Annotated in this window: 14 protein-coding genes; 7 read left to right on the top strand and 7 right to left on the bottom strand. The window is 61.6% G+C overall.

Going from position 1 to position 26,226, the window contains the following annotated elements; all coding sequences use genetic code 11:
• Nucleotides 1–25: 25 nt before the first annotated feature.
• Genes AB4O41_RS25690 through AB4O41_RS25675 form a run of 4 tightly spaced genes read left to right on the top strand, consistent with a single transcriptional unit; the run spans nt 26 to nt 3,671 of the window.
• Entirely contained in the window at nt 26–955 is a 930-nt protein-coding gene (locus AB4O41_RS25690; protein ID WP_460145195.1) for a metal ABC transporter substrate-binding protein, read from the top strand.
• Nucleotides 952–1,800: a metal ABC transporter ATP-binding protein gene (locus tag AB4O41_RS25685; protein ID WP_460145194.1), complete on the top strand. Its 849-nt coding sequence runs from the start codon at nt 952–954 to the stop codon at nt 1,798–1,800. Before AB4O41_RS25690 ends, AB4O41_RS25685 begins: the two co-directional genes overlap by 4 nt.
• Entirely contained in the window at nt 1,800–2,699 is a 900-nt protein-coding gene (locus tag AB4O41_RS25680) for a metal ABC transporter permease (RefSeq protein WP_460145193.1), read from the top strand. Before AB4O41_RS25685 ends, AB4O41_RS25680 begins: the two co-directional genes overlap by 1 nt.
• Nucleotides 2,700–3,671 carry a metal ABC transporter substrate-binding protein gene (locus AB4O41_RS25675; protein ID WP_460145192.1) on the top strand — a complete coding sequence of 324 codons (972 nt, stop codon included), beginning with the start codon at nt 2,700–2,702 and terminating at the stop codon, nt 3,669–3,671.
• A 249-nt stretch (nt 3,672–3,920) separates the two neighbouring features.
• Here the strand turns inward: AB4O41_RS25675 and AB4O41_RS25670 are convergent, their stop codons facing one another.
• From AB4O41_RS25670 to AB4O41_RS25650, 5 genes are all read right to left on the bottom strand, one after another.
• Nucleotides 3,921–4,148, bottom strand: coding sequence for an MbtH family protein (locus tag AB4O41_RS25670; RefSeq protein ID WP_460145191.1), 228 nt, complete (start codon nt 4,146–4,148; stop codon nt 3,921–3,923).
• 81 nt (nt 4,149–4,229) lie between these two features.
• Nucleotides 4,230–5,642, bottom strand: a complete 1,413-nt coding sequence (locus AB4O41_RS25665) for a diaminobutyrate--2-oxoglutarate transaminase (RefSeq protein ID WP_460145190.1) — start codon at nt 5,640–5,642, stop codon at nt 4,230–4,232.
• Nucleotides 5,643–5,785: 143 nt separating this feature from the next.
• Nucleotides 5,786–6,271 (bottom strand): GNAT family N-acetyltransferase, encoded by a 486-nt coding sequence (locus tag AB4O41_RS25660; RefSeq protein WP_460145189.1) that lies wholly within the window; start codon nt 6,269–6,271, stop codon nt 5,786–5,788.
• A gap of 211 nt (nt 6,272–6,482) precedes the next feature.
• On the bottom strand, nt 6,483–7,808 hold the full coding sequence (locus AB4O41_RS25655; RefSeq protein WP_460145188.1) for an ATP-binding protein: 1,326 nt from the start codon (nt 7,806–7,808) through the stop codon (nt 6,483–6,485).
• Nucleotides 7,805–8,485: a response regulator gene (locus AB4O41_RS25650; protein ID WP_038982275.1), complete on the bottom strand. Its 681-nt coding sequence runs from the start codon at nt 8,483–8,485 to the stop codon at nt 7,805–7,807. The genes AB4O41_RS25655 and AB4O41_RS25650 overlap by 4 nt, the downstream gene beginning before the upstream one ends.
• A 152-nt stretch (nt 8,486–8,637) precedes the next feature.
• Between AB4O41_RS25650 and dsbD the strand changes: the two genes are divergently transcribed.
• From dsbD to dsbG, 3 genes are read left to right on the top strand one after another with little or no spacing between them, the layout of a single operon-like run.
• On the top strand, nt 8,638–10,374 hold the full coding sequence (gene dsbD, locus AB4O41_RS25645; protein ID WP_460145187.1) for a protein-disulfide reductase DsbD: 1,737 nt from the start codon (nt 8,638–8,640) through the stop codon (nt 10,372–10,374).
• Nucleotides 10,374–11,240, top strand: a complete 867-nt coding sequence (locus AB4O41_RS25640; RefSeq protein WP_460145186.1) for a TlpA family protein disulfide reductase — start codon at nt 10,374–10,376, stop codon at nt 11,238–11,240. Before dsbD ends, AB4O41_RS25640 begins: the two co-directional genes overlap by 1 nt.
• Nucleotides 11,216–11,983, top strand: coding sequence for a thiol:disulfide interchange protein DsbG (dsbG, locus tag AB4O41_RS25635; RefSeq protein WP_460145185.1), 768 nt, complete (start codon nt 11,216–11,218; stop codon nt 11,981–11,983). The genes AB4O41_RS25640 and dsbG overlap by 25 nt, the downstream gene beginning before the upstream one ends.
• Before the next feature lie 94 nt (nt 11,984–12,077).
• Here dsbG and AB4O41_RS25630 read toward each other — a convergent pair whose 3' ends face one another.
• Together AB4O41_RS25630 and AB4O41_RS25625 are read right to left on the bottom strand one after the other, a co-directional pair.
• Nucleotides 12,078–12,890 carry an alpha/beta fold hydrolase gene (locus AB4O41_RS25630; RefSeq protein WP_460145184.1) on the bottom strand — a complete coding sequence of 271 codons (813 nt, stop codon included), beginning with the start codon at nt 12,888–12,890 and terminating at the stop codon, nt 12,078–12,080.
• Between the two features lie 201 nt (nt 12,891–13,091).
• Complete coding sequence (locus tag AB4O41_RS25625; RefSeq protein WP_460145183.1) at nt 13,092–26,075, bottom strand: non-ribosomal peptide synthetase; 12,984 nt, start codon at nt 26,073–26,075, stop codon at nt 13,092–13,094.
• Between the last annotated feature and the right edge of the window lie 151 nt (nt 26,076–26,226).

Here is a 26,226-nt window from a genome sequence, read left to right as displayed (position 1 = left end):
TTCACCGAGAGAAGACCGCTTTCCCATGCCTAGTTCATCTCAACGTCATTGCTTTTTTCGCCTGCTGCTGGTCGGCCTGTTTGCCTGTTTGCTGACACCTTTGGCCAGTGCCGATGAAGCCAAGCGCCTGCGCATCGGCATCACCCTGCACCCTTATTACAGTTACGTGGCCAAGATCGTCGGTGACAAGGCCGAAGTGGTGCCGCTGATCCCGGCCGGTTTCAACCCGCATGCCTACGAGCCGCGGGCCGAAGACATCAAACGCATCAGCGGGCTGGACGTGGTCGTGCTCAACGGCGTGGGCCATGACGACTTCGCCGACCGCATGATCGCCGCCAGCGAAACCCCGAACATCAAGGTGATCGAAGCCAACGAAAACGTGCCCCTGCTGGCCGCCACCGGCGTCGCTGCCCGTGGTGCCGGCAAGGTGGTCAATCCGCACACGTTCCTGTCGATCAGCGCCTCCATTGCCCAGGTCAACAACATCGCCCGGGAACTGGGCAAGCTTGACCCGAGCAACGCCAAAACCTACACCCAAAACGCCCGAGCCTACGGCAAACGCCTGCGGCAGATGCGCGCCGATGCCCTGGCAAAACTGACCCAGGCGCCGAACGCGGAGTTGCGCGTGGCCACGGTGCATGCCGCCTACGACTATTTGCTGCGCGAGTTTGGCCTGGAAGTGACTGCCGTGGTCGAGCCGGCCCACGGTATCGAACCGAGCCCCAGCCAGCTGAAAAAGACCATCGATCAACTGCGGGAACTGGACGTGAAAGTGATCTTCTCGGAGATGGATTTCCCGTCCACTTACGTCGAGACCATCCAGCGTGAGTCCGGGGTGAAGCTGTACCCGCTGTCGCACATTTCCTATGGCGAATACACCGCCGACAAGTACGAAAAAGAAATGACCGGCAACCTCAACACCGTGGTCCGGGCGATACAGGAGTCCGGCGCATGAGGGCTAAAGAAACCATTAGCCCGACCACCCCCGAATCCCCTGTGGGAGCGAGCCTGCTCGCGAAGAGGGAGTATCAGTCGACATCAATATTGACTGACCCACCGCTTTCGCGAGCAGGCTCGCTCCCACAGGTTTCGGGGCCGACGCTGGATTTCGCCGAGATCAGCCTCACGCTGGGTCGCACGACGATCCTCGACAAGGTGACCTTTCAAGTCCATCCCGGCAGCGTGCATGCATTGGTCGGCCCTAACGGTGGCGGCAAGAGTTCGCTGATCAAGACCCTGCTGGGGCAAATGCCGCATCAGGGTCGCTTGAGCCTGCAATGGCCGGGCGAACCGGGGACCATCGGCTACGTGCCTCAAGCGCTGGAATTCGATCGCGGTTTACCGATGACCGTCGATGATTTCATGGCCGCCATGTGCCAGCGGCGCCCGGCGTTCCTCGGGTTGAGCAAACATTACGCGGCGGCCATCGGTGAAGCATTGGAACGAGTCGGCATGCAAGACAAGCGCAAGCGGCGCATGGGCGCGCTCTCCGGCGGTGAACGCCAACGCGTTTTGTTGGCCCAGGGACTGATTCCGGCGCCACAGCTGCTGGTGCTCGACGAACCGATGTCGGCCCTTGATGAGGCCGGTATTCAAGTGTTCGAACGGCTGCTGGGCGACTGGCGCCAGAGTGGCATCACCGTGCTGTGGATCGAGCATGATCTGGAAGCGGTCGGACGTCTGGCGGACCGGGTCACCGGTCTCAATCGCCGGGTACTGTTCGATGCCACACCGAAACAGGCACTGACCCCGGAGCGACTGCTGACCTTGTTCTCGACCCATCCCCGGAGTGCGGCCTGATGAGTTACGAAGCCTTTCGTTTGATGGTCCAGAGTTGGGCCTCGTCGGGTTACCTGCCGGAAGCGCTGGCCTATGGATTTGTGATCAATGCCCTGCTCGCCGGGCTGTTGATCGGCCCGGTGCTGGGCGGCTTGGGTACGCTGGTGGTGGTCAAGCGTTTCGCGTTTTTCTCCGAAGCCGTGGGCCACGCGGCGCTGACCGGTGTGGCCATTGGCATTCTGCTCGGTGAGCCCTACACCGGGCCTTATGGCAGCCTGTTCGGTTACTGCCTGCTGTTCGGCATTTTGCTCAACTACCTGCGCAATCGTACCGGGCTGGCGCCAGATACTTTGATCGGTGTGTTCCTTTCTGTGTCGTTGGCCTTGGGTGCCAGCCTGTTGTTGATTCTGGCGGGCAAGATCAACGTACACATTCTGGAAAACGTGCTGTTCGGTTCGGTGCTGACAGTCAACGGCAATGACCTGCTGGTGTTGGCCATCGTTGGTTCGCTGGTGATGGCGCTGGCTCTGCCGCTGTACAACCGCATCATGCTCGCCAGTTTCAATCCGCAACTGGCGGCGGTACGCGGTGTGGCGGTGAAGACCCTGGATTACCTGTTCGTGATTCTGGTGACCCTGATCACGGTGGCGGCGGTGAAAGTCATCGGCGCGATTCTGGTTGGTGCTCTGTTGGTGATTCCAGCAGCGGCCGCGCGCTTGCTCAGCCAGTCGCTGAAGGGGTTTTTCTGGTGTTCGGTGCTGATCGCCACGGTGAGCACGCTGTGCGGAATTCTCGCGCCGATTGTCTTTGACCTGCCTATCCCTTCCGGTGCCGCGATCATTTTGGTAGCTGGTATCGCCTTCGCCCTGGCCGCGATTGCTCGCGGCATCGTTCCAAGTCTGAAAGGGAATCTCGGATAAATGTCTTTTTCTCTGCGTCAATTGACCTTGGCGGTGACCTTGTGTGGGCCCGTCTCCTTCAATGCATTCGCCACCGACACCTTCGAACCGATGCGTCTGGTGGCCAATCATGGTGTGGGTAACACCGCGCTCTTCGCCTCGACTTCAACGCACAAGGTGCTGGTCCTGGCGGCGTTGCCTGTGACCTACGGTCTCGGTGCCCTGCTGCTGGAGGGCACCAATATCAGCCTTGAGCGCGCTGCGCCGGCCAACCTGCCTGGCAGTCGGCAGACCGCATATTTCACCGGCCGTGGCGCTCTGGAGCTCAATAAGCTGGCGATCGACGCCGATGCGGTCATCGGCCTGCGCTCGTTATGGCCGGACGATCCGCTGTACCCGAACGCCCGTCGCAGCAATATCCGCATCATTGAAATCGACGCCGCCCGCCCGGTGGACGGCGCTCTGCCTGGCATCGCCGTGCAGCCTGGCAACAAGGTCGACGGATTGAACAGTCAGCCTTGGCTGGCCAGCAACAACATGGGTCGCATGGCGGATGTCATGGCGGCAGACCTGGTGCGTCTGGCGCCAGCGGCAAAACCGAAAATCGATGCCAACCTGGCAACGCTCAAACAACGCCTGCTCAAACTCAGCGCGGACAGTGAGTCACGCTTGGCTAATGCCGACAACCTGAGTGTGATGAGCCTGAGCGATCATTTCGGCTACCTGATCGGCGGCCTCAACCTGGAGCTGATTGGCCTTGATGCACGACCGGATGCCGAGTGGACAGCGGAGGCGCTCAAGCAATTGAGCACGATGCTCAAGGACAATGATGTGGCGGTGGTGTTGCATCATCGCCAGCCGTCGGACGCGGTGAAAGCGGTAATTGCCGAGGCTGGTAGTCAGCTGGTGGTGTTGAGTGTCGATGCGGTGGATCCGGTGGCCGAGCTTGAGGGAAATGTGGACTTGGTAATCAGGGGGTTGAGCGGGGTGTAACGTCAGTTGGACCGCGTTATCGTTCATCGCGGGCAAGCCCGCTCCCACAGGGATTTTTGGTGTTCACTCTATTTGTGCAACAACACCAATCCACTGTGGGAGCGGGCTTGCCCGCGATGACGGTCTGACAGGCGACATAAACCTCCAGGCCTGATAAAGCCCGCTGACCGTCACTGGTTCAGCGGGCTTTTCGTTCCCGCGCGCCACAAAGGAATGCAGCCAGAGACGCTCCGCGTCTCACTTGACAGCTCAGAGAGCCATAGCCGCCTGTTCTTCCATTTTCTGGCGCAAGCTCAGTGGACGCATGTCGGTCCAGACCTCTTCGATGTAAGCCAGGCATTCCTTTTTCAGGCCACTCTTGCCCACGGTGCGCCAGCCTTGTGGCACGGCTTTGTAGTCGGGCCAGATCGAGTATTGCTCTTCGTGGTTGACCACGACCTGAAAGAGGATGTCCTCGCGGTCGAATACTGACGTCATGTTGTCTCTCCATCGCTGTAGGGTGGGCTGCGCGCCGTGCGCAGCCGTTATGTAGAAGGAACGTTCAAGGCACCAAAAAATTTAGAGGCTGGCGGTGGCTGCGGCCATGGCCCTGCCGAAAATGTCGGCCACCCGATCAATTTCAGTGGCGGTGATCACCAGCGGCGGCAAGAACCGCACGACACCGCCGTGACGCCCGCCCAGTTCAAGGATCAACCCACGCTTGAGGCATTCGCGCTGCACCAGCGGCGCCAGACGACCGAATATCGGCGGATGACCTTGGGCGTCCGGCGCGCCAGTCGGATCGACCAGTTCGACGCCCAGCATCAAGCCACGTCCACGAATGTCGCCCAGTTGCGGGAAGTCCCGCTGCAGGATGTGCAGGTGTTCACTCAAGCGTTCGCCCATGGCGGTGGCGTGCTCGCAAACCTTGTGCTCTGTCAGGAAGCGCATCACCGCAGAGCCTGCAGCCATCGCCATCTGATTACCGCGGAAGGTCCCGGCATGGGCGCCCGGCAGCCAGGTGTCGAGCCAGTCGCGATAGACCACCACCGCCAGCGGCAGGCTGCCGCCAATGGCTTTGGACAACACCACCACGTCGGGAATGATCCCGGCGTGCTCGAAGGCGAACATCTTGCCGGTGCGGGCAAAACCGCTCTGGATTTCATCGACGATCAGCGCTACGCCGGCCTTCTCGGTGATGCGTCGCAAGCCGCGCAGCCAATCGAGATCAGCCGGAATCACCCCGCCCTCGCCCTGCACCGCTTCGACGATCACGGCTGCGGGCAATTGCACGCCGGCCTCGGGATCATTCAGCAGGTTTTCCAGGTAGTTGAGGTTGACCTGCACCCCCTGCGCGCCGCCGAGCCCGAACGGGCAACGGTAATCGTAGGGATACGGCATGAACTGCACGCCACTGCTGAGTAACGCACCCAACGGTTTTTTCGGCCCCAGACTGCCCATCAGGCTTAGCGCGCCCTGGCTCATGCCGTGGTAACCGCCCTGGAACGACAAAACCGTGCTGCGCCCAGTGGCGGTGCGCACCAGTTTCAGCGCGGCTTCCACCGCATCGGTGCCGGTAGGGCCACAGAACTGAATTTTGGCTTCAGCGGCCAATGCCGGCGGCAACAGACCGAACAGGTCCTGAACAAACTGATCCTTCACCGGCGTGGTCAGGTCGAGTGTGTGCAGCGGCAGTTCATCGGTCAGCACTTGCTGGATCGCTTCGATCACCACTGGATGGTTGTGCCCCAAGGCCAGAGTCCCAGCACCGGCCAGGCAATCGATGAAACGGCGGCCTTCGACGTCCTCGACATAAATGCCCTTGGCACGCTTGAGCGCCAGGGGAATACGCCGCGGGTAGCTGCGCGCATTCGACTCCTGCTGGCTCTGACGGGCCAGCAATGGCGATTCGTTGAACTGATAAAGCGTCTCGGCAGGCGTCGAGACAATCCGGGCCGGCTGATCTTCGATAAGGCTGGTAGCGACTGACATCTCTCGATCCCTCAATACGCTGTTGATAGTGACCAAAACTGCACACCGGGCAGGTGCGCGTTCCTGTCACGGGGCGCACTTGCAGGTTTTCCTGTTCTGGAAACGCATCAGAACCTCAAGGATTTAGACCCTCGGTCAGCTTTCTATGAAGGTGGCGACAGCGCCTTGTGCATGGGAATGGCGTGGAGTCCCGCCACGGTGAAGGTTTCAGCGCAAGCCCGGTAACCCAGACGGTGGTAAAACGCCTCGCCGGTACGGGTGCTGTTGAGCCGCGCGTGAGGTAAACCCTGAGCGATCAACCAGGTTTCGAGATCGTGCACCAGCGCTTGTCCGGCGCCTCGCCGAAACCATTCCGGCTGCACGTAACAAAACGCGACCTTGCCGCTGATTGCCGCCATGGCCACGCCGATCGGTTTGTCCTGCAACAGGGCGATGTTCAGGTACAACCGCGGATCGGCCAGCCAGGGCTGCACGTGTTCAATGGTTTTATTGTGAGTCCAGGTGGCGACGGTTCGCGGATCGTTGCGGTGGTCGAGCGCGCAGCCGACGCGAATGGAGCGCTCGACGATCCGGCTGATGATCCCGGCGTCGGCAGGCGTTGCCTTGCAGATATGTATCGATGCATCCATGGCGCTGTTACCTCAATCCATTGAGTCAAAGCTGCCGGGGACGATAACGCCGGTGGCGGCTCGAATACCAATGGAGAGAAGTTACATTTGATGTGCGACATCGAACCCTGTGGGAGCGGGCTTACCCGCGATGGCGGTGGCACATTGAGCAATGCTGCGTCTGACAGACCGCTATCGCGGGCAAGCCCGCTCCCACAGGGTTTTGTGTTGGTTAGACCGGCTGCAACGGCATCGTCAATTCAACCCGCAACCCATCCGGGCGGCTGTCGAAATGCAGGGTGCAGCCGCAGCGCTGGACGATGGCCTGGACAATCGCCAGGCCGAGGCCGCAACCGGTGCTCTGGCCGTTGCGCCAGAAGCGTTGGGTCAGGTGTTGCAGGTCATCTTCGGCAATCCCCGGGCCGTGGTCGCGGACCAAAAAACGCACGCGATTGTTGGTGGTTTCCAGGCTCAGCTCCACTGCCCCATCGCCTGGGGTATGGCGCAGGGCGTTGTCGAGCAAGTTGCGCAATGCGGCAATCGATAGCACCGCGGGCATTTGCAGCGGAGCATCGGAGAATGTCGCCGGCAACTGAAATTTGATCCGCTGACGATCACCGCTGGCTGCATCCTGAATCGCCAGTTTCGCCACCTTCTCGGCACTGCACTGCACGCCATCATCGAACGACAGACTGCCCTCGACGCGCGCCAGCAGCAGCAATTGTTCAAGCGTGCGATGCAACCGGTCGGCACCCTCTTCAGCCCGTGCCAGGGACTGGTCCCGGGCGCTGCCTTCGGTCATGCGCGCCACTTGCAGGTGGGTTTTGATCGCGGTCAGCGGACTGCGCAATTCGTGCGCGGCATCACCGGTCAGGCGCCGTTCGCGCTCGATGGTCTTACCGATGCGCAGGAACAACTGATTCTGTGTTTCCAGCAGCGGTTGCAGTTCGCTGGGCAGCGGCTGGATCTGCAATGGTTCCAGGGAATCGGCGCTACGTCGCATCAACGCATCGCGCATACGATTGAGCGGTGCCAACCCCTGACCAATACCGAGCCACAACAGGCACAGGCAACCAAGCAGCGCCACACCGACCGGCACCGAAGCCGCCAGCAGGATGGACATGTTCAGCGCTTCGCGCTCGATCTGCCGATCCGCTGTGGTAATCCGCACATCGCCCCGCGCCAGGGTAAAACTGCGCCACGGAGCGCCGTCGATCATTTGATCGTGGAAGCCCATTTTTTCGGCTTCCAGGGTTTGTTCGGGGCTACTGTGGCTGCGGGCCAGGATTTCGCCGCGCAACGAGCTGACCTGGCAGGCCATGCCGCCAGGAATACTTAGCTGCTCTGCACTGAAATGAGTACCCTCGCCCTTGCTCGGTAACGCCGGCAGTTGCTCCAGCAGCCCGGCCACCATCCGCGCCGATGCCACCAGCCGCTGGTCGAGGGAAAACATCATCTGGTTGCGCAGATCACTGAGCATCCAGGCGGCGGCCAGGGCCCAGATCAGCGCAAACGCGGCGCCGAGGGTCAGGCTCAGCCGCAAACGCAGGCTCATCACTTCGATTGCTCTCCGCCATCGGCCGGCCCCAAGCGATAGCCCAGGCCACGCACCGTCTCGACGATGCCGTTGCCGAGTTTGCGCCGCAGGTGATGGATATGGACGTTAAGGGCGTTGCTTTCCAGCTCGTCGTTGAAACCGTAGACGCTGTCCTTCAGTTGCTCGGTGGACAGTACCCGGCCGCGATTGTGCAGCAAGGCTTGCAACAACGATTGCTCACGGCGCGACAAATCCACCGATTGGCCTCCGAGCAGGGTTTCGCGGCTGCTCGGGTCGTAGGTCAAACGACCGTGTTCAATCAGATTGACGCTGCGCCCCGCCACTCGTCGCAGCAAGGTGTGCAGGCGCGCGGCAAGTTCGCGCAGGTCGAACGGTTTGAGCAGGTAGTCGTCGGCACCGGCTTGCAGGCCGTCGACCCGGTCGGTGACCGAATCCCGCGCGGTGAGAATCAGCACCGGGATTTCCAGGCCATGGTGACGCAACTGCTGCAACAGCTTCAGGCCATCTTCATCGGGCAGGCCGAGATCGAGCACCATGACGTCGAACTCCGCAACCTTGAGCATCGCCCGGGCTGCCGAGGCGGTGGCGACATGCTCCACGGTCAAGCCTTGGGCAGTAAGCCCGGCAACAATGCCGCTGGCGATTAGCTCATCGTCTTCGCAAACCAGTACGTGCATGGTGAGCCCCGTAGAAAAAGGTGATTAGGCCGGTAGCCGATTAAGCGGACATTATGCCGCAAGTGCCATTGTCACAAGGCGAGTGTGGTTAATCATCGGTTAATCGCCGCCCGCCACTGTGCCCCTCACTTGCACAGGGATAAGGCTTACCCATGCGTCGATTGTTTTTATTCTTTGTTCTGTTGATCTCGGGTGTGGCCCAGGCTGGAACGAATCCGTTCGAAACCAAACCCGATTTTCTCCCGGTGGAAAAAGCGTTCATTTTCACCTCCGAACGCCTTGAATCCGGGGAAACCCAGCTCTATTGGCAAATTGCCGACAACTATTACCTGTATCAGAAACGCCTGAAATTCGACGGTCTGGCCCCGAAGCAGGTGCCAGCGCTGCCCGAGGGCGAGTCCCACAGCGACGAGTTCTTCGGCGAACAGCAGGTCTATCGCCAGGGCTTGGAGCTGAAGATTCCGGCCGGAACCACTGGTCAGATCAAAGTTGGCTTCCAAGGCTGCGCCGATGCCGGTTTGTGTTATCCGCCGCAGACTCAAGTGGTCGACCTTGGCGCAAGTAACGTCCTTACCGCGTTTACTGAAGAAGCGCCCGACCAGGCCCTGGCCAGCGGCCTGCAGCAACGGACGCTGGGTTGGAGTCTGCTGGTGTTCTTCGGCCTGGGGCTGCTGTTGGCGTTCACGCCTTGTTCGTTGCCGATGCTGCCGATCCTGGCGGGTTTGATCGTTGGCAGTGGGGCCACGCCCAAACGCGGTTTTGTCCTGGCCGGCAGTTACGTGACCAGTATGGCGTTGGTGTATGCGGCGATGGGCGTTCTGGCTGCGCTGCTTGGCGCGAACCTTCAAGCGCTGCTGCAGAATCCATGGCTGTTGGGCAGCTTTGCAGCGGTGTTCGTGCTGCTGGCCTTGCCGATGTTCGGTTTCTTTGAGCTGCAGTTACCGGTGGCCATGCGAGATCGGCTCGAGCATGTTTCGCGCAATCAGCGCGGTGGCAGCCTGATCGGTGCCGGTGTACTCGGGGCTTTGTCCGGCCTGTTGGTCGGTCCTTGCATGACCGCACCGCTGGCGGGAGCCTTGCTCTATATCGCCCAGAGTGGAAATGCGCTGCACGGCGGGTTGATTCTGTTCGCCATGGGTATCGGCATTGGCGTGCCGCTATTGCTGCTGGTGACTGTCGGCAATCGCTTCCTGCCCAAACCGGGTGCGTGGATGAACCTGCTCAAGGGTGTATTTGGCTTTCTATTCCTCGCCACGGCGCTGCTGATGCTGCGGCCGGTGCTGGCTGAATCATTGTGGCTCGGTCTGTGTGGCGCCTTGTTGCTGATCGCCGCCTACAGCGCCTGGAAGCAGTCGCAAGGATTTGGCCGAGTTGCCCACCTGTTCGGCGCCAGTTCGCTGCTGTTGGGACTGTGGGGCAGCCTGCTGGTGGTCGGTGCGGCAGGCGGCAGTGACGATCCGTATCAGCCGTTGCAGGTGTACAGCGCCGGCCGTACCGGTGCTGCCGCGCCGAGCGCGCATGATGCATTCACCACGGTCAAGGAACCCGCCGTCCTGCAACGCGAACTCGATGCGGCCAAGGCCCAGGGGCAATGGGTGCTGCTGGACTACTACGCCGACTGGTGTGTGTCGTGCAAAGTCATGGAAAAACAGGTCTTCGGCAAACCGCAGGTCCTGGAAGCGCTCAGCGATGTACGCTTGCTACGGCTGGACGTCACCGCCGACAATGCCGCCAGCCGCGAACTGCTCGGGCGCTATAAAGTGCCGGGGCCGCCAAGCCTGTTGTGGATCGGCCCCGACGGCGAAGAGCGCCGCAGCCAGCGCATCACCGGTGAGGTCGATGCCGGCACCTTCCTGCAACGCTGGACCACCACCCGAGACGCTCGTTAATGCTGACTTTTACCCTCGGCACCTTTGCCATCGCGCTTAATCACCTGCTGCTGATCAGCGCCCTGGCGCTGGCGACCTTTGTCGGCTGGCGGGTGGCCAAGCGTGGTGGCGAGAACCCGGAGTCGGTGCTGTTCAGCCTGTTCCTGCTGGGCATGCTGGCGGCCCGGGTCGGTTTCGTGATCGCCTACTGGGCGCAGTATCGCCACGACCCATGGCAGATCATCGACCTGCGTGACGGTGGTTTCCTCGCCTGGCCTGGAGTGATCGTGCTGTTGCTCGCCGCCTTGTATCGAGGCTGGCGTCGCCCGGGCCTGCGCCGACCGTTGGGCTTTGGCGTGGCTAGTGGTCTGGCGTTCTGGTTGCTGGCGACATTCTCCCTGAGTATTTACGAACAAGGCACGCGCCTGCCGCAGATCACCCTGCGCAATGCCGCCGGCCAAACCATACCGCTCAGCGATTACCAGGGCGGTCCGCTGGTCATCAATCTTTGGGCCACTTGGTGCCCGCCGTGCCGCCGGGAAATGCCGGTGCTGGAAAACGCCCAGCAACAGCGTCCGGACCTGACCTTCCTGTTCGTCAACCAGGCCGAAAGCATGCAGAGCGTCAGCACCTTCCTCGAAACCCAGGGCCTGAGCCTGACTAACGTGCTGTTCGACAGCAGCGGTCGATTGGGTCAGGCCGTGGGTTCCATGGCATTGCCGACTACGCTGTTCTATAGCCCCGACGGGCACCTGCTGGGCAGCCATCTGGGCGAGCTCTCTGAAGCCAGCCTGGCCCGCGCCCTGGAAAACTTCGACACCCCGAACCCGGCCACCTCGGCCACGCCTTCAAGGAAATTGCCATGCTCCGCCTCCGCCACCTGCTGACCTTGACCCTGGGTGCCGCCCTGCTGCACTTGCCGTCGGTACAGGCCGAAGAATTGCCTGAAGCGATCAAGAAGATCGAAGCCAAGGGCGCGAAAATCGTCGGCCAGTTCGACGCCCCCGACGGCCTGCGCGGTTATGCGGCGCAATACCAGAACCGTGGCATGGCGCTGTACCTGACCCCGGACGGCAAACATGTACTGCTGGGCAATTTGTACGACGCCGAAGGCAATGACCTGAGCAGCGCGCCGTTGCAGAAACTGGTCTACGCGCCGATGGCCAAGGAAGTCTGGGGCAAGATGGAAGCGAGCAACTGGATCGGTGATGGCAACAAGGACGCACCGCGAATCGTCTATCTGTTCAGCGACCCGAATTGCCCGTACTGCAACATGTTCTGGGAACAGGCGCGGCCGTGGGTCAAGGCCGGCAAGGTGCAGTTGCGGCACATCATGGTTGGCATCATCCGCGAAGACAGCCCGGGCAAATCCGCCGCGCTGCTGGCCGCCAAGGACCCGCAAAAAGCCTTGGAAGAGCACGAGAAATCCGGCAAGGACAGTTCGCTCAAAGCGCTGAAAGACGTGCCGCCGGCCATTCAGGCGAAATTCGCGGCGAACATGCAGTTGATGGAAGACCTGGAACTGGCCGCCACCCCGGCGATTTTCTACATGGACGACAAGGGTCAGTTGCAACAGCAACAAGGCGCGCCGACGCCGGATAAACTGGTGAAGATTCTGGGGCCTAAGTAATCCCACCGGCCCCATCGCGAGCAGGCTCGCTCCCACAGGGATATGCGATAACCTGTGGGAGCGAGCCTGCTCGCGATGGCGTCAGTAAGATCGACTAAGTGCTCTCAGCCAAAAACTTCAACAGCGCGTCGGTAACAAACTGCGGATTCTCCAGATTGGAGATATGCCCCGCCTCCGGCACCAGCACAGTCGGGCAACCGATCAACTCGGCCATTTCTTTGGTTTCCGACGGCGGTCGCGGTTTGTCCTGATCGCCGCACATCAACAGCGTGGTTTCAGGGTTCAGTTCACCCAGACGCGGCAACAAATCATCACGCCCAAAGGTAATCCGCCCCATCGGTACGATGCTTTCACGCAAGCGGTCGGCCGGCAGCGCAGCCAGTTTTGCGCGGAAATCCTGATACAGCGCCGATTGCGGATCGATGCCCGGACGGAAGAAGATCGGCACAATAATGTCGAGCAGCTGCGACGAGATCACACCCGTGTCTTCGATCTGCTTGAACAGCGAGAAATAGTATTGGCGAGTCGGTTCCGGTTCGACGCCGACATAGGTGTCCATCAGCACCAGACCGTTGAGCCGTTGCGGTGCCGACAGCGCCAGTCGAACGCCCCACATGCCACCCACCGAAAGACCGACCAGCGTGACGCGATCGATGTCCAGATGATCGAGCAATGCCAGTGCCTGGCGCGCCACGTCATCCAGCGACGTCATGCACTCGGGCATCCGCCCGGATTCGCCATGCCCCCACAGGTCCAGGGCGATGACCCGATAATGCTGCGACAGCGCCGCAATCTGTGGCGCCCACATGGCCTGGTCCCACAGGTAACTGCCGGCCAGCAGAACCGCAGGGCCTGTGCCTTGATCTATGTAGTGAAGCGCTTGTCCATCAACCGTTACGAAGGGCATTGACTGTCTCCCTGGTGAAATCGGATCCATAAAAAAAGCACAGGAAGACTGAGCCGCATGGGACCGGCAGTCAACCCGGAGCTTTGTGGTGTCTACCCTGGCCCTTTCGCGAGCAAGCCCGCTCCCACATTGGACCTGTGTTCGCAGGACAAATGTGGGAGCGGGCTTGCTCGCGAAGGGGTCTTCACAAACGCTAAAGAATCACAGACCCTCCAACTCCGCCATCAGGTCATTCAACCGATCCACCTTCTCCCCGGTAATGTCGCTCGCCGCCAACCCATCAATGTACTCGGCCAGCTCCGCCACCGTGCTGCACTCGAACATCGCTCGTAGCGGCACGTTGCTTTGCAAGGCTTTTTGCACCCGCGAGGCGATCTGTGTGGCCAGCAACGAATGGCCGCCGAGTTCGAAGAAGTTGTCACGCACGCCGACCTTCTCGACCTTCAACACCTCAGCCCATATATCCGCCAGAGTCTGCTCCAGCTCATTGCGCGGCGCCTGATAGTCCTGGCTCTGCAACTGGCCGATCTCCAGCGCCGGCAAGGCCTTGCGATCGAGTTTGCCGTTGGCGTTGAGCGGCAGCTTGTCGAGCCACAACCAGTGCAGCGGCACCATGTATTCCGGCAATTCGGCGCGCAGACGTTGCTTGATGCGCTCCAGCCGTTCGTTCGGGTTCAACGCCGAATCCGCTGCGACCAGATAACCGACCAAATGCTTGCCGTTGACGCCCTCCTGCACACTCACCGCTGCATCGCGAACTTCCGGTTGCTCATGTAGCCGCGCCTCGATTTCACCCAGTTCGATGCGGTAACCGCGAATCTTCACTTGGTGATCGATGCGCCCGACGTATTCCAACACGCCATCACTGCGACGTCGGGCCAGGTCGCCGGTGCGATACAGGCGATCCCCCGGTGCACCGAACGGGTTCGGCACAAACACCTGAGCGGTACGCAACGGATCGCTCACATAGCCGCGCCCCACACCGGTACCAGCCACGCACAACTCACCCACCGCCCCCAACGGCACCAGTTCCAGCGCGCCATCGAGCAGGTACAAACGGTTGTTGTCGGTCGGCGTGCCAATCGGCAGATAACTGCCGCGCGTCGAAGCCAGATCGACGCGGAAGAACGCCACATCGTCCGAGCATTCCGCTGGACCGTAAGCATTCACCAAACCCATCTCCGGGTAACGCAGCAACCATTGATGCGCCAGCTCCGGCGGCATTGCTTCACCGGTCGGCAGCATCCAGCGCAGGCCATCGAGGCTCATGCGGTCTTGGGCGAGCATGCCCTGAATCAGCGACGGCACGCTTTCCAGCACGGTGATGCCCTGGCTCTGAACATGCGCCAACAAACCTTGCGGATCGTGGGCGATGCTGTTTGGGACGATGTCCAGCCGAGCGCCGAACAGAGGTGCCGCGAGGAATTGCCAGACTGAAATATCGAAGCTTTGCGAAGCAGTCTGCGCGATCACATCAGCCTCGCTCAGTTTCAGGTACGGCACCTTGCTCAACTGGTTATTGAGCATGCCGCGCTGCTCCACCATCACGCCCTTCGGCAGACCGGTGGAACCCGAGGTGTAGATCATATAGGCGAGGTTGTCCGGGCCACTGTAAATGCCCGGATTGGCCACCGAAATATCGCTCGTCTGCACGCCTTCCCAAACCAGCAACTTCGGCCGATTGGCGCAGCCGAATTCATTGAGCAACGCCAGCGCTTGTTTGAGGCATGCCTGGGTGCAGACCAGCAATGGCGTGCGGCTCAGGTCGATAATCCGGCTCAGGCGCTGACTCGGCAGGCCCGGGTCCAGCGGCAGGTAACCGGCACCGGCCTTGAAACTGCCGATGATCATGCCCAGCAGGTCAAGGTTACGTTCGGCGAGCAGCGCCACCGGTTGATCCAGGCCGACGCCGGCCGCAATCAGCGCATGGCCGAGACGGTTGCTGCGCTGGTTCAGCTCAACATAGCTGTGCTGCTGATCCAGGCAACTGGCGGCAACTCGCTGCGGATGCGCGGCAACCTGTGCTTCGAACAATGAGACGTAGCTCTGCTCCAGCGGGTAATCGTGTTCGCTCTGGTTGCAACCATGGATCAGGAAGTCCTGCTCTTCATTGCCCAGCAGCGGCAGATCGGCCATGTCGCCATGGAAGCCTTCGACCAGCGCCAGCAGCAGGCGCTTGAATTCACCGAGCATGCGTTCGACCGTGGATTCGTCGAAATAACGCTGGTCGTAAGACAGGTGCAAGCCCAGGTCATCGCCCGGATAACACACCGCCGTCAACGGGAAGTTGGTGTGGGTGCGGCCTGAATCCGAGGTGGCGTTGAGGCTTTGCGCACGGTCCAGTACCGAGACTTCCACCGGCGCGTTTTCGAACACGAACAGGCTGTCGAACAGCGGCTGGCCTTTAGGCAGTTCGCTGTTTTCCTGGATGCTCACCAGCGGCAGGTATTCGTACTCGCGCAGTTGCATATTGCTGTCGAGCAAACCGCTGAGCCACTGACGAACGCTGCAACGCTGATCGTCTTCGGGCATTTTCACCCGCAGGGCGATGCTGTTGATGAACAGCCCGACCGTGCGTTGCATCTCCGGCATTTCCACCGGACGCCCAGCCACCGTGACGCCGAACAGCACGTCGCGATCACCGCTCAAGCGACGCAGCACCAGCGCCCACGCCGCCTGGGCGAAGGTGTTGATGGTCAGCTGATGGGCCTGAGCCAATTCACGCAGTTGCGCACCATCGCGGGCATCGAGTCGGGTATAGCGGTCGCCGACGATCATGCCGCCGCTGTCGCCGGCATGTTCACGCAGGAACGGTCGATCACTCGGAATCGGCGTGGTGCGCTCGAAACCTCGCAGGTTCTGCTGCCACCACTGCCGCGCTTCGGCGAGGCTCTGGCGTTGCAGCCAGCCGATGTAATCGCGATAACGCGACACAAACCCAAGCTGCGCTTCGCGGCCTTCGCCGAGGGCGGTGTAGATCTCAAAGAAATCGTTCATCAGCAGCGAACGGCACCAGGCATCGATGAGGATGTGGTGGTTGCTCATCATGAACCAGTAACGCGCCGCGCCCACGCGGATCAAGCGCAGGTGGAACGGTGCCTGATTGAGCAAATCGAACCCGGCCTCACGCTCGCTTTTCAGCAGCGCCTGCAACTTCGGCTCTTGCTCGGTTTCGGCAACCGCGCTCCAGTCCAGATAGTCGATCGGTGTGCTGCCCGGTTTGTGGATCACTTGCAGCATGTCTTCGCCGACGTTCCAGCAGAACGAGGCGCGCAAGGCTTCGTGACGGGCGATCACCGCTTGCCAGGCTTGAGCAAACCGCTCCGGATCGAGCTCGCTGTTGATGCGGTAGCGGTCCTGCATGTAGTAGAGGCCGGTGCCCGGTTCGAGCAAGGTGTGCAGCAGCATGCCTTCCTGCATCGGGGTCAGCGGGTAGACGTCTTCGATCATCGCCGCCGGGACGGGCAATGCGTCGAGTTGCGGCTGAGTCAGTCTGGCCAGCGGGAAGTCCGACGGCGTCAGCCCGCCCGCGTTGTCGCTCAGGCAATGCTGGATCAGGCTTTGCAACTCGCCCAGATACGCGTCCGCCAATTCGGTGATGGTTTGCAGATCGTGGCGTTCGGCGCTGAAGGTCCAGCGCAGCACCAACTCACCGCCATACACCTGACTGTCGACGCTCAGCTCGTTGGGCAGCGGAGCGTGTGGATCGTGGGCCGCGCCCATCGGTTCATCGAGTGGACGGAACAGCGCATCGCTGCCGAAGCTCTGATCGAACTGCCCCAGGTAGTTGAAGGTGATCGGCGCCACCGGCAACGCAGCCATGGTCTGACGGCAAACATCATCGGCCAGGTAACGCAGCACGCCATAACCCAAACCTTTGTGCGGCACCGCGCGCAGTTGCTCCTTGATCGCCTTGATCGACGCACCCTGTTCATTCAAAGGCGTGAGGCGCAGCGGATAGGCGCTGGTGAACCAGCCCACGGTGCGGGTCAGGTCAATCTCGTCGAACAGGGTTTCACGACCATGGCCTTCGAGTTGAATCAACGCCGATTCATGACCGCTCCAGCGGCACAGCACACGGGCCAATGCGCTCAGCAGCAAGTCATTGACCTGGGTGCGATAGGCCGTCGGCGCCTGTTGCAGCAGTTGGCGGGTACGCTCGCTGTCGAGGCGCACGCTGACGGTTTGCGCGTGACGATTTTGCTGACCACCCTGCGGACTATCACACGGCAATTCAGCGCTTGGCCCGGCCAGTTGCGCCTGCCACCAGCTCAATTCTTCCCGCAGGGATTCGCTGCCGGCGTAAGCCTGCAACCGTGCGGCCCAATCCTTGAAGCCGCTGGTTTTCGCCGGCAGTTTTACCGACTGCCGGGACTCGAGTTGACGATAAACCGTTTGCAGATCGTCCAGCAGCACCCGCCACGACACCCCGTCCACCACCAAGTGGTGAATGGCAATGAACAGCCGTTGTTGCCCATCAGGATCATCGACCAGCAGAGCCCGCATCAGCGGCCCTTGCTCAAGGTCGAGGCTGCGCTGGGCATCGGCGAACAGCGCCACGCATTTGTCCATGGCCGGCACTTGCACCTGCCACAGCACGGCAGCGTCGGAAACCGCCTGGTACTCGGCCTGCCAATGGCCGGCGACGTCGGTAAAGCGCAGACGCAAGGCGTCGTGCTGTTCGATCACCGCCAACAGCGCTTGCTCCAGACGATGCGGCTCCAGCGCTACGGTCGGCTCCAGCAGTAACGCCTGGTTCCAGTGTTGACGCTGCGGGATTTCTGTGTCGAAGAACCAGTGCTGAATCGGCGTCAAACGCGATTCTCCGCTCAGCAAACCTTGCTCGGCCGTGACCTGCTCGGTGCGGGTCGCGACGGCTGCGAGGGTTTGCACGGTCTGGTGCTGGAACAGGTCACGCGGGCTGAAGTGGATGCCCTGCTGCCGCGCACGGCTGACCACCTGGATCGACAGAATAGAATCGCCGCCCAGTTCGAAGAAGTTGTCGTTGAGGCCGACCTGCTGGACATTCAGCACTTCGCACCAGATGCCGGCCAGGGTCAGCTCAAGTTCATTGCTCGGCGCCACGTACTGCTGACGATTCAACTCCGGGTCCGGCGCCGGCAGTGCGCGGCGGTCGAGCTTGCCGTTGGCGGTCAGCGGCATGCTGGCCAGCAGGATCAAATGCGTCGGCACCATGTAATCCGGCAACTGCGATTTGAGGTGCGCCTTCAACGTTTCGCGCAATGCAGTTTGTTGCGCTTCATCCTGTTCGGCGACGTTGGTGACCAGGTAGCCGACCAATTGCTTGCCGCTCGGTGCGTCGAGGGCCAGCACCACCGCTTCACGCACGGATTCGTGTTCCAGCAAACGGGTTTCGATCTCGCCCAGTTCGATGCGGAAACCACGGATCTTCACTTGATGGTCGATCCGGCCGAGGTACTCGACCAGACCATCGACGCGCTGACGGACAAGGTCACCGGTGCGGTACAAACGTCCGCCATCGGCGGCGAACGGATCAGCAACAAACCGTTCGGCGGTCATGCCCGGACGCTGGTGATAACCCTGCGCCAGACCGGCACCGCCGACGTACAACTCGCCCGTCGCGCCTTGTGGCACCAACGCCAGATTGGCGTCGAGGATGTAAGCGACGCGAGCGCCAATCACGCTGCCGATCGGCACACTGCCCAGCCCTTCTTCCAGTTGCTCGGGCGCCAGGCTGGCGAGCGGCATGACCACGGTTTCGGTCGGGCCGTAGGCGTTGAAAAACAGGCTCGGTTTGAACGCCGCGCGAATTCGCTGCAGGTGTTCGCCGGTCAACGCCTCGCCGCCGGTGATGCACATGCGCACCGGCAGGGTTTCGCCCTGGGTCGCCAGCCATTGCGCCAACTGGCTGCCGTAGCTTGGGGTGAAACCAAGAATATTGATGTGGTGCTGACGAATCAGCCCGCAAATCTCTTGCGCATCCCACTGGCCTTGCGCACGCAGGACAACCTGCGCACCGCTCAGCAGCGGCACCAGCAGACGCTCGGTCGCGGCATCGAAGTTGATCGAATAGAAGTGCAACTCACAGTCGTCGGGGCGCATGCCGAAGCGCTCGATCACGGCGCGGCAGTGCATGGCGATTTCACCGTGGGACACCACCACGCCTTTCGGTTTTCCGGTGGAGCCGGAGGTGTAAATCAGGTACGCCTGATGTTGCGGCAGGCTGATAAACGGCAGTTCGCTGGCCGGGTAATTGGCCAGTGCAGCGGCGTCTTCTTCCAGGCACCAACGGCCGACGCTGGCCGGCAGTTCACCGAGCGCCGCGAACATCGCTGCATCGCTGAGCAGCAAACCGAGGCCGCTGTCTTCGATCATGTAGTGCAAGCGATCCAGCGGGTATTCCGGGTCCAGCGGCACATAGGCACCGCCAGCCTTGAGAATCGCCAACAGGCCGATGACCATCTCCAGCGAACGCTCCAGCGCCAAACCGACCCGAACCTGTGGCCCGACGCCGCGCTCGCGCAGCATCCAGGCCAAACGATTGGCGCGACTGTCGAGCTCGGCGTAGCTCAGGGTTTGCCCGGCGAAGGTCAGGGCCGGCGCGTCCTTGCGCACCAGCGCCTGTTCGCTGAACAGGTGATGGATGCATTGATCGAGGCGATGCTCGCCCGGCTCAATGCCAAGGCTATCGAGCAGGTTTTGCTGTTCAGTGGCTTCCAGCAACGGCAGTTCACTGAGGCGTTGCTGCGGATCGACGAGCAATGCTTCCAGCAGATTGCGCCAGTGCCCGGCCATGCGCGCAATGCGCGGCTCGTCGAACAAATCGGTGCTGTAGGTCAGGCAGCAACCGAGGCGATGGTCGAGGTCGGTGACTTCCAGGTTGAGATCGAACTTGGTCGCTCGCGCATCGTTGGCCAAGTACTCGACAGTCATCCCGGCCAGGGTGCGGCTCTGCTGGAATTCCCAGCGCTGCACATTGCACATCACCTGGAACAGCGGGTTGTACGCCGCACTGCGCGGTGGCTGCAAGGCTTCCACCAGATGATCGAACGGCAGGTCCTGATGGGACTGGCCTTCGATCACCGTGTGGCGAACCTGCTCGAACAACTCGCCGACAGACATCTGCCCGTCGAGCTGGCAACGCAGCACTTGAGTGTTGAGGAACGCGCCGATCAGCCCTTCGCTTTCCGGGCGAATGCGGTTGGCCACCGGCGCACCGATGCGCAGATCGGTCTGGCCGCTGTAGCGGTAAAGCAGCACCGCCAGCGCGGCAGTCATGGTCATGAACAGAGTCAGACCGTTGTAGGCGTTGAAGGCACGAATCCGCGCCGCGAGATCATCGCTCAGATCGAAGCGGAACAGTTCGCCCTGGTGGCTTTGCACCGGCGGACGCGGACGATCGGCCGGCAGTTCCAGCAGCGGATGTTCGCGGCCCAGTTGCGCGGTCCAGTAATCGAGCTGGCGTTGACGTTCGCCGGATTCCAGCCATTGACGCTGCCAAACGCTGTAATCCAGGTACTGCACCGGCAGTGGTTGCAACGGTGATTCGCGGTCATCAACGAACGCTTCGTAGAGCGCGCTCAGTTCCCGGGCGAAGATGTCCATCGCCCAGCCTTCGGTGACGATGTGATGCAGGGTCAGGACGAAGTAATGCTCCTGCTCGGCGGTCTTGACCAGGCAAGCACGCAGCAGCGGCCCGGTTTCCAGATCGAAAGGCTTATGGGCTTCATCATCGGCCAGTTGCTGGACCTGCCATTCGCGGCCATCGGTATCCAGCGTGGTGAAATCCTTCCAGTCCATGCGCAGGCGAGTGTCGGGGTGAACCTGTTGCCGGGCTACGCCGTCGACGCTCGGGAACGTCGTACGCAGGGTTTCGTGACGCATGATCAGCGCTTGCAGCGCCGCTTCGAAACGCCCGACATCCAGCACGCCGCGCAGCCGCGCCATACCGCCGACGTTGTAGGCCGGGCTGTCCGGTTCCATCTGCCAGAGGAACCACATGCGTTGCTGAGAATAGGACAGTGGCACCGGTTGGCTGCGATCGACTTTATCGATCGGTGGCTGTTTGTTGGTTTTGCCGCTGGCCTGGATCAAGCGAACCTGTTCGGCAAAAGCGCCCAATTCACTGGCCTCGAACAGCGCCCGCAGCGGCAACTCGACGTCGCAGGCCTGGCGGGTGCGGGAAATGATTTGCGTGGCTAGCAAAGAATGGCCGCCGAGGGCAAAGAAGTCATCGCGCAGGCCGATCTGTGTTTGGCCCAGCACTTCACGCCAGATGCCGGCGATTTGTTGCTCAAGGGCAGTGACCGGTTCGACGTGCTCGCGGACTTGCCATTGAGGTTCCGGCAAGGCGCGACGGTTGAGTTTGCCGCTCGGGCTCAGAGGCATTTCATCCAGACGCATGAGTTGCGCCGGGACCATGTATTCCGGCAGCTCAGCCGCCAGCGCGGTTTTCAGGCGCATGGTTTGAGCATCGATGGTTTCGCTGGTGTCAGTGGCGGTGTAGTAACCGATCAACTGCCCGCCCGCCGCCGTTTCGCGCACCAGCACCACCGCTTGGGCGACGCCAGCCTGCGCCAACAGACGCGCTTCGATTTCTTCCGGCTCGACACGAAAACCACGCAGTTTGACTTGCTGATCGAGACGACCGAGGTATTCGATCACGCCGTCGGCGGTCCAGCGAGCGCGGTCACCGGTGCGGTACAGACGTGTGCCCTGCTCGCCCAGCGGATCGACCACAAAGCGTTCCGCGGTCAAGCCTGGACGACCGAGATAGCCCCGGGCCAAACCGATTCCGCTGATGCACAGTTCGCCCGGCACCCCGGCCGGTACAGGATTGAGGTCGCTGTCGAGCACGCGGCAGAGGACGTTGCCCAATGGCCGGCCAATCGGCGAACGCTCGCCATCAGCCGTTGTGCAATGCCAGTGGGTGACGTTGATCGCCGTTTCGGTCGGGCCATAGCGGTTGTGCAGTTTCACTGCCGGCAAGTGTTCCAACACACGGTTACGCAGTTCAGCGGGCAACGCTTCACCACCGGAAAACAGTCGACGCAGGCTGGTGCATTCGGCGCTGAGCGGTTCGTCGATGAACAACGAAAGCAGCGGTGGCACGAAGTGCAGTGTGGTCACGCCGAATTGCTGCACCAGTTGCGCGATGCGGTGCGGATCGCGGTGTTCGCCGGGGCCGGCGAGCAGTAGGCGGCACCCGGTAATCAGCGGCCAGAAGCATTCCCACACCGACACGTCGAAACTGATCGGTGCCTTTTGCATCAGCACATCGGTTTGGTCCAGACGGTAGGTGGCTTGCATCCATTGCAGGCGTTCAGCGAGCGCCGCGTGAGTGTTGCCAACGCCCTTCGGCTGACCGGTGGAACCGGAGGTGTAAATCACGTAGGCCAGGTTGTCGCCGTGCAGGTGCAGACCGGGCGCATGGCTTGGCCAGTTCTCCAGATGCAGGGTGTCCATGGCAATCACGCTGACGCCGTCGGTGGCCGGCAAGCGATCGAGCAATTCGGTTTGGGTCAGCAGCAGCTCGACGCCACTGTCGCTCAACATGTAGGCCAGGCGTTCGGCCGGGTAATCCGGATCCAGCGGCACATAAGCGCCGCCGGCCTTGATGATCGCCAGCAAGCCGATCAGCAATTGCGGCGAACGCTCGGCGGCGATGGCCACGCACACGTCCGGACCGACGCCTTTGTCACGCAGGTAATGCGCCAGACGGTTGGCCTGGGCGTGCAGTTCGGCGAAATCCAGGCTGCCGCCGTCCCACAGCAGCGCGGTGCGCTCAGGGGTCTGGCGCGCTTGCTCGTTGAGCAGTTCCGGCAGCCACTGTTGCGCCGGGTTGCATGGGGCAACGCTCCAGTCATTTTGCTGAGCGTGTTCGGCGGCGGTCAGCAGTTGCAGGTCGCCGATCGCTTGTTGTGGGCGCTCGCAGATGGCTCGCAGCAGGTTGGCGAAATGCTCGGCCAGACGCTCAACGGTCGCTGCATCGAACAGTTCGCTGGCGTAGTCGAAGGAAAAGCTCAGGCGACCGTTGCGGTCTTCTTCACTGTGCAGTTGCAGGTCGAACTTGGCTTCGCGACTGTGCCACGGCAGCTCTTCGGCGAGCAGTCCCGGCAAACGACGCAGCGCACTGAGATCTCGTTGCTGGTGGTTGAACATCACCTGGAACAGACCCTGCTCGCGGGCCTGCGGGAAGGTTTCAAGCAGTTGTTCGAACGGCAGATCCTGATGCGCTTGCGCGCCCAATGCCGCTTGACGGGTTTGCGCCAGCAACTCAACGAACGGCAGTCGCGAATCCACCTCGGCGCGCAGCACCTGGGTGTTGATGAAGAAACCGATCAGCCCCTGGGTTTCCAGGCGCGGACGATTGGCATTCGGCACACCGATGCGAATGTCGCGTTGGCCGCTGTAGCGATGCAGCAAGCTCTGGAATGCCGCGAGCAACAGCATGAACGGCGTCGACTCATGAGCCTGGGCAGTCTGGCGAATGGCATCGCCCAGGCTCGCCTCCAAACGCAGCGTGTGGCGGGCGGCGCTGTGAATGTGTTGCGCCGAACGCGGATGATCGGTGGACAGGTTCAGGGTCGGATGATCAACGCCCAACTGCGCTTTCCAGTAAGCGAGTTGACGCTCGCCCTCCCCTTGCGCCAACCACTGGCGCTGCCAACTGCCGTAGTCGGCGTATTGCGTCGGCAACGCTGGAAGGCTGGCGGTCTGGCCTTGAGAAGCGGCCGCGTACAGCCGCGAGAATTCGTCGATCAGCACATTCATCGACCAACCGTCGGCGATGATGTGGTGCATCGTCACCAGCAGTTGATGATCCTCATCGCCGAGGCGCACCAGCGTCACCCACAGCAGCGGGCCTTTTTCCAGATCGAACTGGGTGCAGGCTTCGTCCTCGCGGATTTGCTGCGCGCGGGCTTCACGCTCGGCGGCTGGCAGATCGCTGATGTCGATCACTTGCAGGTTGAATTCGCCGGCAGTAATGACCTGTTGCAGGGCCACACCGTCACGCTCGAAAAAACGTGTGCGCAGGGATTCGTGACGTTCAATCAGTTGCTGGAAACTGGCGCGCAAGGCGTCTTCGTCCAGTTCGCCGCGCAGGCGCAAGGCACCAGGGATGTTGTAGGCGCTGCTCTGCGGGTCGAGTTGCCAGGTGATCCACAAACGGTTTTGCGCCAGGGATTGCGGCATGGCATCACTGCGCGACAAGAGCATGATCGCGCCTTGGGCCACGCCGCCATCCTGTTGTTGCTGAGCGATAGCAGTGGCGAATGCGCCAAGGGTTGGCGCTTCGAACAACAGGCGCAGATTCAGCTCCAGCCCCAGCTCTTCACGCAGGCGCGCGACTACTTGAGTGGCGGCGATGGAGTTGCCACCGAGCAGGAAGAAATGGTCATCGGCGCTGACCTGCTTGACCTGCAATTGCTCACACCAGATCTGGCCGATCAGGGTTTGCAGCTCTGAGCCGGGGCTGGTTTCAGACGTGCTTGTGATGTCTGCCGACGGGAATAGCGCATAGCTGTCGAGGCTGCCATCGGCCAGGCGATTGCGGCAGGCGGAGCGTTGCAACTTGCCGCTGGACGTTTTCGGCAGCGCTCCCGGATTGAGCAATACCACCACGCTCGGTGCTTCCTGATACGCCTCGGCCACCGCTTGACGGATGGCTTTGATCAACGCCTCGGGCGGCAGGATTTTCTGCACGCTGCGGCTGATTTCCGCGGCGATGCCGATGCCCTCCTGACCCTCGATGTTGACCGCGAACGCGGCCACGCGACCTTTGCGCACCACCTCCACTTCACGTTCGATGGTCTGCTCGATGTCCTGCGGATAAAGGTTGTGACCGCGCACGATCAGCATGTCTTTCAGGCGCCCGGTGATGAACAATTCCCCGTCACGCAAAAAGCCCAGGTCGCCGGTGCGCAGCCAGGTGCGCCCGGCGTGCTGGATGAACGTCTTGGCCGTGGCTTCAGGGTTGCGCCAGTAGCCATGGGCGATGCTCGGCCCGGTGGCCCAGACTTCACCGACCGCGTTGTCGGCGAGTTCTTCGAGCGATACGGCATCGACAATCAGCACTGCGTGATCCGGCTGGCTGATGCCGCAACTCATGATCGGACTGCCATCGCCCGGCTCGGCACGGTTTTGCGCCAGGGCCTGATCATCCACGCGCAACGACGGAATGCCCTGGCCGCGCGGGCTGCCGGCAACGAACAACGTGGCTTCCGCCAAGCCATAGGAAGCCATGAAGCTGTCCGGCGTAAAGCCACAGGCCGCGAACTTCTCGGCGAAGCGTTCCAGAGTGTCGAGGCGAATCGGTTCGGAACCGGAATACGCCACGCGCCAGCCACTCAGGTCGAGGCGTTCCAGCGCCGATTCGCTGACTCGCTCGCTGCACAGTCGATAGGCGAAGTCCGGTCCGCCGCTGACGGTGCCGCCGTATTCGCTGATCGCTTCCAGCCAGCGCAATGGTCGGCCGAGGAAGTACGCCGGCGACATCAACACACACGGCACGCCGCTGAAAATCGGCTGCAACAGACCGCCGATCAGGCCCATGTCGTGGTACAGCGGCAACCAGCTGACAATCACGTCGTCGGGGTTCAGATCGATGCCGAATCCGTGACGAATCAACAGTTCGTTGGCCACCAGGTTGCCGTGGCTGACTTGCACACCTTTAGGCAACGCGGTGGAGCCGGAGGTGTATTGCAGGAAGGCGATGTGGTCGCCGTGCAAGTCCGGCGCAACCCAGCGTTCGGCCAGGGCGCTGTCGAGGGTGTCGACACACAGCAGCGGCGGCGCCTCGTTGATTTGCAGCAACGCGTCGCGCTGGTCGGCGCTGGTCAACAGCAAGCGCGGCTCGGCATCGCTAATGATCGACAGCAGACGTTCCTGGTGATGACGACGGGTCGATTCAGGCGGATAGGCCGGCACTGCAATGACACCTGCGTACAAACAGCCAAAAAACGCCGCGACGTAATCCGGGCCGCTGGGAAACAGCAACACCGCGCGATCGCCGAACGACGCCTCGGCTTGCAACGCTCCGGCAATGGTCCGCGCCCGCTGATCGAGCTCACGATAACTGAGCACCACAGCCTCATCCTGGGTTTCGGCGAGAAAACGCAAGGCCACCCGGTCCGGCGTCAGGGCCGCGCGGCGCTGAAGGGCTTGGACCAGTGTGCTGGGGAGTTCGAACGCGTCGGTCATGAGGTTTCCTGCCTGAATTCGGCTTGCAAGTGGAATCGGTTTTCGTACGTCACACCCATTCATTGGGTATGCAGGACGCGGTCTTCGCCGACCGCGCAAGGCTTGGGAATGCTGGTTTAGCCGGGACTTGCGCCCGCAGCCATTCACCAAT

The sequence above is a fragment of the Pseudomonas sp. S2_A02 genome (genome assembly GCF_054668495.1).
This window is presented reverse-complemented; position numbering and strand designations above follow the sequence as displayed.